Origin of the sequence: uncultured Maribacter sp. (assembly GCF_947495965.1) — a bacterium.
Taxonomy (GTDB): Bacteria; Bacteroidota; Bacteroidia; order Flavobacteriales; family Flavobacteriaceae; genus Maribacter_B.
On the sequence record NZ_CANMBB010000005.1, the window covers coordinates 154474 to 169651 of the forward strand.

A 15178-nucleotide genomic window follows, 5' to 3' on the forward strand; every position below is an offset into this window, starting at 1 on the left:
ATATTTGTACCACAAACTTTAACAACAAAATATGAGAAGGACAATACTTTTAAGTACTGCTATTATTTCTTTCAGCATTTTAAGCTGTAAAAGTCAAGACAAATTAAATAACACTACCCAGCAACTTAGTTTAAAGGAAACCCAAGAAACAAACAACATGAAAAGTTTTATTTCCATTTTTGAAATTCCTGCTACAGAAATTACAAGAGCAATCCACTTTTACAAAGCAATTTTAGAGATTAATATTGAAAAAATGGAATTCCCAGAAATGCAAATGGGAATATTCCCTTATGAAGGACAAATGGTTACAGGAGTTATTATGAAAGCGGAAGGCTACACCCCATCGGCCAATGGTGTAACTATATATTTAAATGGAGGTAATAATCTTCAAATAATTCTGGACAAGGTCGAAAAAAATGGCGGAAAAATATTGGTTCCAAAATCACTTCACGCAGACGAAAGTGGGTATTATGCAATATTCCTTGACTCGGAAGGGAATAAAATTGGTTTACATTCTCCAAATTAAACCTGCCTTAGGTCTTAGTCTAAATTATACCTAATACCATCAAAAAAGAAAATAAGAAATTAAAAAACCCGGGAACAACCCCGGGTTTAACGCACTAATACTACTAAGATATAAGGTTTAACGTAAACGATCTACAGATTTTACAAGATCTTCATCCTTTTTTATAGCTCTATTGGCAAGAACTAAAAAAACGATAGAAAATACAGGAATCAACATCCCAATACCCTTCTCAGAAACCAAAGTTTCTCCGGATAAATTTAGCGACCGATAAACGAAAAATCCTAGTAAAAAAATATTAAATATCATATTCAATCTGTTTACTACAAATTGATTTTTTCTTTGTTTAAAAAGCATAATGGCTATGAACGCTAATGCTGCAATACTATAAAATGCAACTGCAATTAGAACGTCTTGTTTTGCAAAAAATTCTACTCCTTTGGCATCTTTCCATAAAGGGAATATAAATGGTAATACACCACTTAATAAGATAACAATAAATAAATAAACAGATTGTATTCTCTGAATCATACCCTAACTTGCCTTTATTATTTGCAAAAATAGGTGTCTTTTTTAAAAATAACCACGTATTCTTAAAAATAATTTGTATTATTGTTACGTTATTGAGAAATACTTACCTTTTTTCGGGAATTCTTTTCCCAAATAAATTTTCCAAGTATCAACACTTCTTTAAAATAGTCATAAAAAAGACATACTAATTTATTATACAATTAATGTTTGAGATTTCAGATTTAAAATCAAAAAAGCTCCCTGAGCTTCAAGAGATTGCAAAAGGATTAAATGTTCCTAAATACAAAACACAGAAAAAATTAGATTTGGTTTACCAAATTCTTGATGTACAAGCTGCCAACCCTAAAGCTGCTGCCGAGGTTATAAAAACAGAACCAAAAGCTAAAGCCGCTCCAGCGCCAAAAGCTAAAGCAGAAGCAGAAGCAACAGAAGAAAAACCTGCTGCAAAACCTGCCGCAAGAAAACCTAGACCAAAAATTACCAGAAAAGTGGTAGAACCTGCTAAAGATACAGAAGCAAAAACTGCCGCTCCTAGTAATGAAACAACAAATACTCCTAAAGCAGCAGAAGCTACTAAAACGGAAAGTACAGAAGAAAAAAGGCCTAGACCAAGACCAAGACCTGTACAAAACAATAATGGCGACAAGAAAGATTTTCAGAAAAAAACGCCACAACATAAAAATCAAAATACGCAAAGAAATCGTCCTAACAAGCACGAAAAAAATAACAACTTTGACAAGGATCTAAAAAATAGATACAAAGAACCAGAGTTTGAATTTGATAGTATTATTGCTAGTGAAGGCGTTTTAGATATAATGCAAGATGGGTACGGTTTTTTACGTTCCTCTGATTATAACTATTTATCTTCTCCTGATGATATTTATGTATCACAGTCTCAAATTCGTTTATTTGGTTTAAAAACTGGAGATACTGTTCTTGGTAACGTAAGACCTCCAAAAGAAGGAGAAAAATATTTTCCATTAATTAAAGTAAACAAAATTAATGGTATAGACCCTCAAATTGTAAGAGACCGTGTTTCTTTTGAGCATTTAACGCCATTATTCCCTCAAGAAAAATTTAGATTAGCAGAACGCCAAAGTTCTATATCTACGCGTATTATAGATTTGTTCTCTCCTATTGGTAAAGGGCAAAGAGGTATGATTGTTTCTCAGCCAAAAACTGGTAAAACAATGTTACTTAAAGATATTGCAAATGGTATTGCTGCAAACCACCCAGAAGTTTATCAAATTATATTATTAATAGATGAACGTCCTGAGGAAGTTACAGATATGCAACGTAATGTAAAAGGAGAAGTTGTTGCTTCTACTTTTGACAAAGAACCTTCAGAGCATGTTCGTATAGCCAATATAGTTTTAGAAAAAGCAAAACGTTTAGTAGAATGTGGCCATGATGTTGTTATTTTATTAGATTCTATAACAAGGTTAGCACGTGCGTACAACACGGTACAACCAGCTTCTGGTAAAGTATTAAGTGGTGGTGTAGATGCTAACGCATTAAACAAACCAAAACGTTTCTTTGGTGCGGCTCGTAACATTGAAGGCGGTGGTTCTCTTTCTATAATTGCTACTGCACTTACAGAAACTGGGTCTAAAATGGATGAAGTTATCTTTGAAGAATTTAAAGGTACTGGTAACATGGAATTACAATTAGATCGTAAAATATCTAACCGTAGAATATTCCCTGCAATTGACCTTACTTCTTCTAGTACACGTAGAGACGATTTACTGTTAGATAAAGACACTATACAACGTATGTGGATTATGCGTAAATATTTAGCAGATATGAACCCTGTAGAAGCTATGGAGTTTATAGAACAACGTTTTAAACAAACTAAAAACAACGAGGAGTTCTTAATGACTATGAACCAATAATAGTCTTAAGAATTTAAAATAATTTATATATAAAATCCCTAGTAGAAATTTCTACTAGGGATTTTTATTTTCCTTAATAAAATTTTTAATATGCTTCCGGATGATAAAAACCATAACTATTATCCGCAGTTTCTATAACAGTTTGCACTTCTTTAGTATCCACATTAATTTTTTTAATACGGAATGGCGTTTTAAAAACTTCTAAACTATGAAAGTATACATACTTACCATCTGGAGACCAACACATACTACCACCATTTGCATTAGCATTATCTAACAAAACAGATTCCTTTTTTGATACCAAATCATACAACAGTAAATCTACATTACTATATTCTGCATTACCTCCAGAAAAAACTATTTTAGTATTATCTGGAGAAAAATCTGGGTCATGATCACGAGTACTATTTTGTGTAAGCGATACTATATTGGTTACCATATTGCTTTCCTTATTATAAATTCCTTTTTGCAATTCTAATTTTGTTAGATCAAAGGAAAGCTCATTATTAGCAAAACCCATAAATACAACACTAGAATTATCTGTAGAATAATTACAATCTATAGCCCAATGGTTAGACAAAATTTTAGGATTTTTGCCTAAAGCATTAGTTTCTACTAAACGCCATTGCAAACCTACATTTGTTTCCACCTCAGCACACATTAAAATTTTTGTTCCATCCTTATTCCACCTACAAACTCCTTGTGCATTCCACCCGTTAGCGTTTTTAGGAAGTAATACTTGCGGATTAGTCCCATCTATATTCACAACCAATAATTCTGCATTTAGATAATCATCATGGTTTTTCTCTGGATTAACAGCAGACCTATATACCAATATTTTAGAGGCATCTGGACTTACCTTAGGCCACCAAAAATCATATTTTGAGTCGCTTAACAAAAGTGTTTCCTCTCCTTTATGCAATTTATAGAGTTCATTATATCCCTTAGGGTTCTTAGAATAAAGCAATGTAACATCTGCTTCCTTAGGTATACTAGTCTCCTGAGAATCATTACTACATGAAAACATTAGGAAGACAAAAGATACAAGTAGTAATTTAATTATTGCCATAAAACTATTTTTGTCTTGGTGCATACATTTTACTTTAAAAGAGTAAACTCCTTACAACATTAACGATTAAAAAGCATCGTATTATATACTACATTTATAATTTTAAAAGCAGAAAACAAAAAAAGCCCTAACCAATGGTTAGAGCTCTTAAATTTTATAAAAAGAGTAAATTATAAAGCCGCTACGTGCTTTGCTAATTTACTTTTTAAGTTAGCTGCTTTATTAGAATGAATAATGTTACGCTTAGCTAAACGATCTATCATACTAACAACACTAGGAAAAAGTGCCTCAGCATCTTTCTTCGTTTCTTGTGCACGTAACTTTCTTAATGCATTACGCATTGTTTTATGTTGGTATCTGTTACGTAAACGTACTGCCTCGTTTCTTCTAATTCTCTTTAATGCTGACTTGTGATTTGCCATCTTCTTTTTATTATTATGTTGTTGTTAGGGATATTATCCCAATTTTGTAGTCCGTAGGGGAATCGAACCCCTGTTACCAGGATGAAAACCTGGCGTCCTAACCCCTAGACGAACGGACCGTTAAGACATTTAAATTCAATATTTCAGAACTTATTTGTAGTCCGTAGGGGAATCGAACCCCTGTTACCAGGATGAAAACCTGGCGTCCTAACCCCTAGACGAACGGACCATACATTGTGCAAATGCGGATGCAAAAATACAATTATTTTTTACTATCGCAACACCTGTACTTATTTTTTTTTAAAATTAATATGCTTTTGCAAATAACACCCTTCTTTTAGAGGGTTTTCCAGATATTATATCTACTCCATTTTCTTCTTTCGCATCCATAGGAATACAACGAATAGTTGCTTTTGTTTCTTCTTTTATCTTATCTTCTGTTTCCGTAGTACCATCCCAATGCACAGAAACAAAGCCTCCTTTGTTTTCTAAAACATCTTTAAACTCTTCATAAGTATCTACCTCTGTTATATGGTCTTCTCTATGTTTTAATGCTTTTTGATGTATGTTTTTCTGAATATCTTCCATCAAAAATTCAATTTTAGAAATTACCGCATCAGCAGCAACGGTTTCTTTCTCAAAAGTATCTCTTCTTGCAACTTCATAAGTACCATTTTCTAAATCTCTAGGGCCAATTGCCAAACGTACTGGAACACCTTTTAATTCGTACTCATTAAATTTAAATCCTGGCTTGTGTGTATCTCTATTATCAAACTTAACAGAAAACCCTTTTGCACGTAATTCTTTTACTAAAGGGTTTACTTTTTCAGAAATAGCATCTAATTGCTCTATCCCTTTATAAATTGGAACAATCACAACTTGTATTGGAGCTAACATAGGAGGTAACACCAAACCACTATCATCACTATGCGTCATAATTAATGCCCCCATTAAACGTGTAGAAACGCCCCAAGAAGTAGCCCATACATGTTCTTTTTTTCCTTCTTTAGTAGCAAATTTAACATCAAAAGCTTTTGCAAAATTTTGACCCAAGAAGTGAGAGGTACCTGCCTGTAAGGCTTTACCATCTTGCATTAAAGCTTCTATACAATACGTTTCTACAGCACCAGCAAAACGTTCACTTTCTGTTTTTACCCCTTTAATAACAGGAACAGCCATGTGGTTCTCGGCAAAATCTGCATATACATGCATCATTTGTTCCGCCTCTTCAATAGCCTCCTTTTCTGTAGCGTGCGCAGTATGCCCCTCTTGCCATAAAAATTCTGCTGTTCTTAAGAAAAGACGCGTACGCATTTCCCAACGCACTACATTTGCCCATTGGTTTATTAATAATGGCAAATCTCTATAAGATTGTATCCATTTACGGTACGTATCCCAAATAATAGTTTCAGATGTTGGCCTAACTATTAATTCCTCTTCTAATTTAGCTTCTGGATCCACAATAACACCAGAACCATCTTCAGCATTTTTAAGTCTGTAATGCGTTACCACAGCACACTCTTTAGCAAAACCTTCTACATGGCTAGCTTCTTTACTTAAATAGGATTTTGGTATAAAAAGTGGAAAATAAGCATTCTCATGCCCGGTTTCCTTAAACATTTTATCTAATGCCGCTTGCATTTTTTCCCATATTGCGTAACCGTATGGCTTAATAACCATACACCCACGAACTCCTGAATTTTCTGCTAAATCGGCTTTTACTACAAGTTCATTATACCATTTAGAATAATCCTCGCTTCTCTTCGTTAATTTTTTACTCATTATATGTAGTTTGGCACAAAACTTGTGTTTATGTTATTGAAAATAATTCGGTAAAACTAATTATTTTTACTATGTTCAACAATTAATTTTACAACGATGATATATTCTAGACCCCTCTATTCTTTTAACAAAGTACTTTCCTTTGCTATTTTAGGTGTTTTTGCCGTTTCTTGTGGATCTTACCAACAAGCCTCTTATTACGATAATGATGGCATTTACTCATCTGGTAATGAAACCACTACAGAAACTCGCACACCAAATAGAACTGTCGTAAAAAAACAAAAAGAGAACAATACTTACGCAGATTACTTTGGTGAAAAAGCAAATCAATATAACGAAATATTAGATGAAGAAATTTTTACAGATGTAGATTCTTATTCTAGTAAAGTTGTTAATGATAGCATAAGCGAAGCACAACTAACAGATTATTACACATCTAACAATGATTACGAAGGGTATGGTAATTGGGGCGACAATACTTCTGATGTAAACATTACAGTATATAACAACGGATGGAATAACGGCTGGAATAATTGGGGTTGGAACAATGGATGGAATAATTGGGGCTGGGGAGGCTATGGATATGGATGGAACAACTTTGGATGGAATAATTGGGGCTGGGGAGGCTATGGATATGGCTGGAACAACTTTGGATGGAATTACGGTTGGGGCTTTAACAACCCTTGGAGATGGGGCGGCTACGGATTCGCAAACCGCTGGAACTCTCCTTACTATTATGCTTATGGAGGATATTATGGTAATAGATATAACAGATTTAACAGATACAATAGAAGCTACGCATACAATAACTCTAGAAGAGGATATTACTTAAGAGGTAATGTAACAAATAGATCTAGCAGAACAACCACTAGATCTAGTTATTCTGGTAGAACAAGTTCACCTAGATACAGAAGTACAAGTACGCGTACTTCCAATACTAGAGGTACTACCTCTAGAAGTTATAGAAGTGGAAGCTCTAGCAGATCCGTTGGTGTAGATCAAAACAGAGCCTACAGAACAAGCAGAAGCACTAGAGCTACTCCTAGATACAATAGTTCTTCTAGAACTAGCCAAACTAGTAGAAGTTCTTCTCCTAGATCAAGTACTTATAGAAGCGGAAACTCTACCTCTAGAAGCACAAGTACTGCACCTAGAACATCTTCGTACAGAAGTTCTAGATCCAGAACAAGTAGTCCTAGAACAAGTAGCTCTAGATCTAGTAGTTCTAGATCCAACCAATCCTACAGAAGTTCTTCTCCACGTAGCAGCAATTACAGCTCTGGAAGAAGTAGTTCATCTAGCAGAAGCAGTGGTAGCTATAGAAGCTCTAGTAGTTCTTCTAGCAGAAGTAGTGGTTCTAGGTCCTCTAGTAGTAGAGGCAGAAACTAGTATTTTAAGCTTTTAATTGATAAAAAAAAATTCTATGAAACATATATATACTTCATTATGTCTTTTGGCATGCATTACATTAAGCGCCCAAAGTAGCGCCGATGCATTACGATATAGCACAGAAAACACCACAGGAACAGCTCGTTACAATGCAATGAGTGGTGCATTTGGAGCCTTAGGCGGAGACTTATCTGCTTTAAATACTAACCCTGCTGGATCCGCAGTATTTACAAACAGTCTTTTCACTATATCTGGCAGCAACTACAATAGAGACAATTACGCTAGTTATTTTAACACAGGCAACGGAACAAAATTAAATAGCTTAAATATAAACCAAGCTGGAGGTGTTTTTGTTCTTAAAAGTAATAGCGATAGTGATTGGAAAAAAATTACACTTGCCATAAATTATGATTTAGCTACAAATTTTGATAATGAGTTTTTTGCATCAGGAGAAAGTAGACAAGGGATAGATAATTATTTTTTAAATTTTGCACAAGGAGTCCCTTTTGGGTCTATATTAAAACAAGATGGCGAATTTTTAGAAGATGCTTATTTGGATATAGGTGCTAATGCAGGTTTTGGTAGCCAGCAAGCATTTCTAGGATATTATGGAGGTATATTAGACCCTGTTAACGAAAATAATGATACAGATCAATATACAAGGAATGCTAATTACACCACTGTAAACCAATCTTACTTAAAAAATACTTCTGGATACAACAGCAAAATAACTTTAAATATAGGTACACAATACCAAGAGAACTTATACTTAGGAGCTTCTTTAAACTTTCATAGTATTGTGTATGATGAACTTAAAGAATTTACAGAAAGAGGTTATGATAATGACTCTCCTATACAAGAAACAATTTTTGATAGTTTTTTACATACAGAAGGAAATGGAGTCTCATTAAATATTGGCGCTATTGCAAAACTTAATCAATTTATACGTATTGGTGGTAGTTATCAAACTCCTACTTGGTACAGAATTAATGATGAATTTTCGCAAAAAGTAGATTCAGACTTAGGGGATGACGATATAGGTTTTATTAATTTTAATGTTGTAAATATATTTGACACCTACACCCTTAAAACCCCTAGTAAACTTACCGGAAGTTTAGCCGTTATTTTTGGCAAGCAAGGACTTCTTAGTTTTGACTATGGCTACCAAGATATGTCTAAAGCAGAATTTAGACCCACAAATGACCCTAATTTTTCTATTGAAAACGACAACATAAGCAACACTCTTGGAGGTGTTTCCACATTAAGAATTGGTGGCGAATATAGAATAGCATTAGTTAGCTTAAGAGCTGGATACCGTTACGAACAAAGCCCATATAGCAACAACAATTTCACTGGAGATTTAAGTGGATTCTCTGGAGGAATAGGATTTAACTTTGGAGGAAGTAAATTAGATTTTGGATTAAGCAGAACAGACCAAGATGTGAGCGAATTGTTATTTACAACAGGACTTACAACCCCTACTGTAGTAAATAGAATTAATACTACGGCAACTCTTAGCTATACATTAAACTTTTAAAAAACACAGATAAAACAAAAAAGAGCCTTTTTATAAGGCTCTTTTTTGTTTTATCTCTTTAATGTAAAATGAGTTTTTCTATTCTTAGCAACTATTAGGCCACTTTCATCCTCTGTATATTCTAACCTAAACCAGTAATCTGTTGAAGGTAATTGCCTGCCATTATAGGTACCATCCCAACCAATTGTATTAGCATCTAATTGTTTTAGCAATTTACCATATCGGTCAAAAATAAATACTCTTGCATCGGTTAACATATCAATACCCAAAACATTCCAAGAATCATGAAATCCATCACTATTTGGTGTAAAGAATTTTGGATACCCTATTATAAAAAAGTCTATAGGCTCCGTAATTCCACAACCATTCTTATCATTTATAATTAACGTATTTAAACCAGGTGGAATATCTGTAAAAATTGGATCATCTTGAAAATCCCCTCCATTTATAGCAAATTCATATTTACTATTACCTACTACAAAAATCTCTATATTATTTTTATCAGGATCCGCTGATAAATTAGTTTCCAAAATTTCTACCCTGTCTAGCACTGGCTCTCCATGAAAAGTAATAAGTACCCCTCCATCATCAGCAACTGTAGGAGGCGTACCACTAGCAGTAGTAATTACCGCAAAATACCTACCCGAATTAGGGCTTGCCACTACTAATTCCGCTCCAAAATCTCCAGAACCTGGCAAAGTAGCATCTACTTGCCCATCATCTTCATAATCTACCGTCCACTCTACACTTCCTATATCTGAACCCGCAGGGGAATTAAGTGCACTTAATGTAATATCTGGATCCCCTTCACAAGCAACAATGTCTAATCCTAAAAATTCATCACGCAAAGTGCAATCTAAAGCTGTATTTTGATCTGCTTCTACAGAGCTCCCCGTAAATGTTAATGAATAAGGCTCAGGGTCACCATCAAAATTAGTATTAAAATTATTTATTAAGATATAATATATTTCCCCAGGTTGCACATCTAACCATTCGTCATAGGTATTTTGGCTACCAGTTAAAAATGGTGCTCCTTCTTGACCGTTTTCTGGATTTACCCCTACTCCTGTAAAATTAGTATTATTTACCTCGTAATTACATCTAATTGGTTGCGCTACTCCACTACCAATATCTCCACAATCTACGTCTGGACCATATACCGCAAAATCCCATTCTGCAGTTGGTGTTCCACTACCACCGCCAATTGCTAAAGATTCTATATCAAAACCAACTTGTCCGCCAGTACCAGCTCTAAAAACATACCAAGATGTATTGTTTTCTATGTTTGCAGAAGAAATACTTCCTTTTTCTAAACAGCCGGATTCCCTGACTACATCTGGGTCAAAATCATCTATATCTCCACCTCCATCAGCTTCAGAAAAAATAGGAGCATCTGCACAGACTGGAATTGCAGTCCTACAGTCTGCCGAATTTTGTTGTGCATTTGTATTAAACAAAATAAATAAAAAACAAATAATCGTTAAATAAGGTAATCGCATAGATTGTGGTGCTAACATTACATTAGAGATTACTACTATAACTAGTACACCATCAGTTTAGTATATTAAACGTAAAAATTAGACACTTAATCGATGAATAACATAAAATCTCCTATCCAAGGCTAGAAAATTATCGTTTTAAAGAAAAATGATTATTTATATATTTTGCAGTTTTAGTTTGCCCATTTTCATCTGTATAATCTAATTTAAACCAATAATCTGCTGCAGGTAAAGGCACTCCATTATAGGTACCATCCCAACCTTTTGAAGCACTTCCAAATTGGTATAAAAATTTACCAAAACGGTCATAAATATATACCTGAGGATTTTGCAATTCTGCAATTTCATTTATTTGCCAGTAATCATTAATAGTATCTCCGTTTGGTGTAAAGAATTTTTCAAAACCTATCACTATAATTTCTTCGGCTACTTCTCCACAACCTTTAGGGTCTATCACTTTTACTGTATGCCTACCTGGTAACACATTACTAAATCGTCTGGATTGTTGCACTGTTTCTTCATCCATTTGATACTCATAATCTCCTTCTAAATTTATAAACACTTCTACAGTATTACTACTTTGCAAGTCCTCTATTTTAACATCTATTATTTCTGGTAGATCCGACTTAACAACAGTAACACTTCTTGCATTTGTGCAACTTACACCATTGCTTGTATGTGTTGCTGTTAAAGTATAAACCCCAGCCTCACTTGCAACAATACTAGAAGAAGTTTCTCCTGTATCCCAACTATATACATAATTAGAATTTGGAGACAGATCTCCTATAGTTCCAGAAGTTTCGTTAGCACATAAAAACAATTCTTCCTCAAAAGTTAAAACAGGAGTTTCTACACTTGTATACCTAAAACTCTCAGAGACATCAAAACACTTAGGATTTTCTATTGAAGTTGTGCGAACATATATGGTTTGCGAACCTGTTAAAACTGTATTTTCTTTCTCTAATGGATTTACACCATTTGTTGCATCATTTTGTGATGCATAATAACTAACTCTAAAATCACTAGAACTTTGTGTTCCTAAAGCTTCCGAATCTTTTAATTCTAAATTAATTTGTGCATTTCCCGAACAAGAAACTTCATCTTGCATAGGATATGTAACTGGCGATGGCGAAAAAGCCACCTGTGCCTCACTAACAATATTATTTCCTAAAGGCATTACAACAAGAACACGATATAATGCAGAAACCGCAACATTTAAAGTCGGGCCACTTTCACCAGGTATCCTAGAAAAACCTGTTCCTAAATCTAAATACCATTCATAACCAATAGCGGTAGCCGTTGTAGCATCTAAAATAACCGTATCCGTATCACATGCAGATACAGGCGGTCCTAATAAATTATTAATTATAGAACAATCTAAAGCATCGTTAGGATTTGTAACAAAAATATGCCCCGAAAACTGAATAGAAAAACCTGAGTTAGTATTACTAAAATTGTTTATCAGCAACAAATAATCTTCTCCTGGTTCTACCTGTAACCAGTCTTCATACAAAAAAGTATCTTCATCTCCTGTTGGATCTTCTCCAACTCCCATATAAGTATTGGCATCGGCGTTATCAAAAAAATTGCAACGAACAGGCATTCCTAAATTAGTACAATCTGATGTTTTATATAATGCAAAATCCCAATCTTCAGAAGTATCAAAACCTATATTAAAACCCAACTGTCCGCTAGCACCAGTTCTAAACTTATACCAAGCAGAATTAGTTTCTATTACTCCAGATGTTGTTTGTCGCAAACAACCACTTTCTGTAGCGCCATTAAAATCATCTACACCATAACCTGTTGTACCACCATTTACTGGCGTATCATTACATATTGGAATAGCATTAGAGCAATCTGGAGAAACTTGCGCATTTAGCAACAAACCAGAAGCAAAAAAAAGAAAACATATTATAGCACCTAAACGGTTCATAAACCTATACAAATTTGTAATTTCTAAAAATAACCAACCTGTTTTCTTAACACTAATTTATGTTGTGTAAGCACTAGAATATAGTATAAAGTGCCATATTATGTATATCTTTGCGCTTCCATTAAAGTTGAATTTAAATGAAAATCGACACAACATTAGAAGAGCAATTTGATAACATGGGAGACGATCATATATCCTCTACAGAAGACACTCCTATGCGAGAAGATGCATTTGCTCTAAATGACAAAGAGAAAATAGAAAAGATTAAAGCTAGCGTTACCGATATTTTGCACACCTTAGGTTTAGATTTAAATGATGATAGTTTAAAGGGAACTCCTAATAGAGTAGCAAAAATGTTTGTTAATGAAATTTTTGGTGGATTACACCCAGACCGCAAGCCTAAAGCATCTACTTTTGATAATAAATACAAGTATGGAGAAATGCTTGTAGAAAAAAATATTACCCTTTATTCTACCTGCGAACATCACTTATTACCAATTGTTGGTAGGGCTCATATTGCCTATATTTCTAATGGGTCTGTAGTTGGCCTTTCTAAAATGAATCGTATTGTAGATTATTACGCAAAAAGACCTCAAGTACAGGAAAGACTTACTATCCAGGTTGTAAAAGAATTGCAAAAAGTTTTAGGCACGGATGATGTTGCTTGCATTATTGACGCTAAGCATTTATGCGTAAATTCTCGAGGAATTAGCGATATAGAAAGCAGTACAGTTACTGCAGAATATGGTGGAAAATTTAAAGAAGAAGCCGTACGCAGAGAATTTTTAAATTTTATTCAACTAGAAACTAAATTTTAATACCATTCCCTTTCCAAAATGCAAGCATTTAAAAATCAGACTTTAAAAATATATAATTCCCTTAGTGGAAAAAAAGAAGTTTTTAAACCCATAAATGAAGGTCACATAGGTATGTATGTTTGTGGCCCAACAGTTTACAGCAATGTCCACTTAGGAAACTGCAGAACATTTATGTCCTTTGATATGATTTTTAGATACTTTAAGCATCTAGGCTTTAAAGTAAGGTATGTAAGGAACATTACAGATGCTGGCCATTTAGTAGATGATGCAGATGATGGAGAAGACAAAATTGCCAAAAAAGCACGTTTAGAGCAATTAGAACCAATGGAAGTTGTACAGCGTTACACGGTTGACTTTCATAATATTTTAGAAAAATTTAATTTTCTTCCTCCAAGCATAGAACCTACTGCTACTGGACATATAATTGAACAAATAGAAATCATTAAAACAATTATAAGCAATGGCTATGCTTATGAAGTAAACGGCTCTGTTTATTTTGATGTAACTACTTTTAATGAAAAAAAGGAGTACGGAAAACTTAGCGGGAGAAAACTAGAAGACATGATTGCTAATACTCGCGAATTAGCAGCACAAAGTGAAAAAAGAAATCCGCAAGATTTTGCTTTATGGAAAAAAGCAGAACCAGAACACATTATGCGTTGGCCTTCTCCTTGGGGAGATGGTTTTCCTGGCTGGCATTTAGAGTGTACAGCAATGAGTACAAAATATTTGGGAGAAACTTTTGATATACATGGTGGCGGAATGGATTTAAAATTCCCACATCATGAATGTGAAATTGCACAAGCAGAAGCTTGCAATGGTCCCTCTCCTGTTAATTATTGGCTACATGCCAACATGCTTACCCTAAATGGTAAGAAAATGGCAAAATCTACTGGAAACAGTATATTACCAAATGAAATTTTTACTGGAGAAAACACTTTCTTAAGTAAAGCTTTTTCACCTTCTGTGGTTCGTTTTTTTATGATGCAAGCACATTATACTAGTATTTTAGATATTAGTAATGATGCCCTTTTAGCATCCGAAAAAGGGTTTAACAAACTTATGGAAGCTATAGAAAGCTTAAATAAATTACCTGTACAAGACAACTCTACTTTTAATGTAGAACAATGGCAGCAACAATGTTATGATGCCATGAACGATGATTTTAACAGCCCAATACTAATTGCAAAATTATTTGAAGCTGTAAAACAAATTAATCTTATTAAAGAAGAAAAAGGAACTATCACGCAAGAAGACAAAACAACATTAACCGAAACACTTAACAATTTTGTTTTTGATGTTCTTGGTTTAGAAGACAAAAAAACTACAGATAATAGTAGCAATAAAATAGACGGCGTAGTAGAACTTTTAATTGAACTAAGAAAAGAAGCAAGAGAAAATAAAGATTTTGCTACATCAGACAAAATTAGAAACCAATTAGCTGAAATGGGAATAGAATTAAAGGATGGAAAAGAAGGCACTACTTTTAATATTCTGTAAATAAAAGTATGGTAAAAAAAATACTAATAGCACCTTTTGTTTTTTTAGTTAAGTTTTACCAAACTGCAATATCCCCCTTTACGCCTGCAACATGTCGCTACTCCCCTACATGTTCGCAGTACACTTTAGAAGCCTTGAAAAAACATGGCCTTTTTAAAGGCGGGTGGTTAGCAACAAAAAGAATATTTAGCTGCCATCCATGGGGAGGAAAAGGATATGACCCTGTACCATAAATTTAAAAAAATACTAACATTTAACTCCTAAATAGCTAATACTAATT

The 15178-nt window shown here is 34.0% G+C and carries 13 protein-coding genes and 2 tRNA genes; 7 read left to right on the top strand and 8 right to left on the bottom strand.

The features are described from left to right. Positions 1 to 31 precede the first annotated feature (31 nt). Positions 32 to 526, top strand: a complete 495-nt coding sequence (locus tag Q0820_RS11625) for a VOC family protein (RefSeq protein ID WP_298487809.1) — start codon at positions 32 to 34, stop codon at positions 524 to 526. Between the two features lie 117 nt (positions 527 to 643). On the opposite strand, the gene Q0820_RS11630 is transcribed toward Q0820_RS11625, so the two are convergent. After that, positions 644 to 1054 (bottom strand): DUF4293 domain-containing protein, encoded by a 411-nt coding sequence (locus tag Q0820_RS11630; RefSeq protein ID WP_298487810.1) that lies wholly within the window; start codon positions 1052 to 1054, stop codon positions 644 to 646. A 203-nt stretch (positions 1055 to 1257) separates the two neighbouring features. Here Q0820_RS11630 and rho point away from each other — a divergent pair, with 203 nt between their 5' ends. Further along, positions 1258 to 2946 (top strand): transcription termination factor Rho, encoded by a 1689-nt coding sequence (gene rho / locus Q0820_RS11635; RefSeq protein WP_298487811.1) that lies wholly within the window; start codon positions 1258 to 1260, stop codon positions 2944 to 2946. A gap of 85 nt (positions 2947 to 3031) precedes the next feature. Here rho and Q0820_RS11640 read toward each other — a convergent pair whose 3' ends face one another. The 5 genes from Q0820_RS11640 to proS all read right to left on the bottom strand — a co-directional run bounded on the left by Q0820_RS11640 (position 3032) and on the right by proS (position 6219). Further along, the gene (locus Q0820_RS11640; protein ID WP_298487812.1) at positions 3032 to 4015 is read right to left on the bottom strand and encodes a hypothetical protein; all 984 of its coding nucleotides are present in this window, start codon (positions 4013 to 4015) and stop codon (positions 3032 to 3034) included. Positions 4016 to 4185: 170 nt separating this feature from the next. Continuing rightward, positions 4186 to 4437 (bottom strand): 30S ribosomal protein S20, encoded by a 252-nt coding sequence (gene rpsT, locus Q0820_RS11645; RefSeq protein ID WP_298487813.1) that lies wholly within the window; start codon positions 4435 to 4437, stop codon positions 4186 to 4188. Between the two features lie 47 nt (positions 4438 to 4484). Then, positions 4485 to 4556 (bottom strand) — tRNA-Glu (locus Q0820_RS11650). 38 nt (positions 4557 to 4594) lie between these two features. Then, a tRNA-Glu gene (locus Q0820_RS11655) sits at positions 4595 to 4666 on the bottom strand. Between the two features lie 77 nt (positions 4667 to 4743). Then, positions 4744 to 6219 (bottom strand): proline--tRNA ligase, encoded by a 1476-nt coding sequence (proS, locus tag Q0820_RS11660; RefSeq protein ID WP_298487814.1) that lies wholly within the window; start codon positions 6217 to 6219, stop codon positions 4744 to 4746. Between the two features lie 96 nt (positions 6220 to 6315). On the opposite strand from proS, the gene Q0820_RS11665 reads away from it, so the two are divergent. Next, the gene (locus tag Q0820_RS11665) at positions 6316 to 7608 is read left to right on the top strand and encodes a hypothetical protein (protein WP_298487815.1); all 1293 of its coding nucleotides are present in this window, start codon (positions 6316 to 6318) and stop codon (positions 7606 to 7608) included. A 34-nt stretch (positions 7609 to 7642) separates the two neighbouring features. After that, positions 7643 to 9145 carry an aromatic hydrocarbon degradation protein gene (locus tag Q0820_RS11670; protein WP_298487816.1) on the top strand — a complete coding sequence of 501 codons (1503 nt, stop codon included), beginning with the start codon at positions 7643 to 7645 and terminating at the stop codon, positions 9143 to 9145. Positions 9146 to 9195: 50 nt separating this feature from the next. On the opposite strand, the gene Q0820_RS11675 is transcribed toward Q0820_RS11670, so the two are convergent. Then, a complete protein-coding gene (locus Q0820_RS11675) occupies positions 9196 to 10662 on the bottom strand; it encodes a T9SS type B sorting domain-containing protein (RefSeq protein ID WP_298487817.1) in 1467 nt (488 codons plus the stop codon). 112 nt (positions 10663 to 10774) lie between these two features. Next, positions 10775 to 12580 carry a T9SS type B sorting domain-containing protein gene (locus tag Q0820_RS11680; RefSeq protein ID WP_298487818.1) on the bottom strand — a complete coding sequence of 602 codons (1806 nt, stop codon included), beginning with the start codon at positions 12578 to 12580 and terminating at the stop codon, positions 10775 to 10777. Positions 12581 to 12717: 137 nt separating this feature from the next. Between Q0820_RS11680 and folE the strand changes: the two genes are divergently transcribed. The 3 genes from folE to yidD are packed head-to-tail and all read left to right on the top strand — an operon-like array spanning position 12718 to position 15131. After that, on the top strand, positions 12718 to 13398 hold the full coding sequence (gene folE / locus Q0820_RS11685; RefSeq protein WP_298487819.1) for a GTP cyclohydrolase I FolE: 681 nt from the start codon (positions 12718 to 12720) through the stop codon (positions 13396 to 13398). An 18-nt stretch (positions 13399 to 13416) separates the two neighbouring features. After that, positions 13417 to 14898 (top strand): cysteine--tRNA ligase, encoded by a 1482-nt coding sequence (gene cysS / locus Q0820_RS11690; RefSeq protein WP_298487820.1) that lies wholly within the window; start codon positions 13417 to 13419, stop codon positions 14896 to 14898. Positions 14899 to 14906: 8 nt separating this feature from the next. Then, complete coding sequence (gene yidD / locus Q0820_RS11695; RefSeq protein WP_298487821.1) at positions 14907 to 15131, top strand: membrane protein insertion efficiency factor YidD; 225 nt, start codon at positions 14907 to 14909, stop codon at positions 15129 to 15131. Positions 15132 to 15178: the final 47 nt, after the last annotated feature.

Excerpts from the sequence above, each read along its gene's own strand:
- Q0820_RS11625 (WP_298487809.1), top strand. The coding sequence starts at position 32 with ATGAGAAGGACAATACTTTTAAGTACTGCTATTATTTCTTTCAGCATT.
- Q0820_RS11630 (WP_298487810.1), bottom strand. The coding sequence starts at position 1,054 with ATGATTCAGAGAATACAATCTGTTTATTTATTTATTGTTATCTTATTA.
- rho (WP_298487811.1), top strand. The coding sequence starts at position 1,258 with ATGTTTGAGATTTCAGATTTAAAATCAAAAAAGCTCCCTGAGCTTCAA.
- Q0820_RS11640 (WP_298487812.1), bottom strand. The coding sequence starts at position 4,015 with ATGGCAATAATTAAATTACTACTTGTATCTTTTGTCTTCCTAATGTTT.
- rpsT (WP_298487813.1), bottom strand. The coding sequence starts at position 4,437 with ATGGCAAATCACAAGTCAGCATTAAAGAGAATTAGAAGAAACGAGGCA.
- proS (WP_298487814.1), bottom strand. The coding sequence starts at position 6,219 with ATGAGTAAAAAATTAACGAAGAGAAGCGAGGATTATTCTAAATGGTAT.
- Q0820_RS11665 (WP_298487815.1), top strand. The coding sequence starts at position 6,316 with ATGATATATTCTAGACCCCTCTATTCTTTTAACAAAGTACTTTCCTTT.
- Q0820_RS11670 (WP_298487816.1), top strand. The coding sequence starts at position 7,643 with ATGAAACATATATATACTTCATTATGTCTTTTGGCATGCATTACATTA.
- Q0820_RS11675 (WP_298487817.1), bottom strand. The coding sequence starts at position 10,662 with ATGTTAGCACCACAATCTATGCGATTACCTTATTTAACGATTATTTGT.
- Q0820_RS11680 (WP_298487818.1), bottom strand. The coding sequence starts at position 12,580 with ATGAACCGTTTAGGTGCTATAATATGTTTTCTTTTTTTTGCTTCTGGT.
- folE (WP_298487819.1), top strand. The coding sequence starts at position 12,718 with ATGAAAATCGACACAACATTAGAAGAGCAATTTGATAACATGGGAGAC.
- cysS (WP_298487820.1), top strand. The coding sequence starts at position 13,417 with ATGCAAGCATTTAAAAATCAGACTTTAAAAATATATAATTCCCTTAGT.
- yidD (WP_298487821.1), top strand. The coding sequence starts at position 14,907 with ATGGTAAAAAAAATACTAATAGCACCTTTTGTTTTTTTAGTTAAGTTT.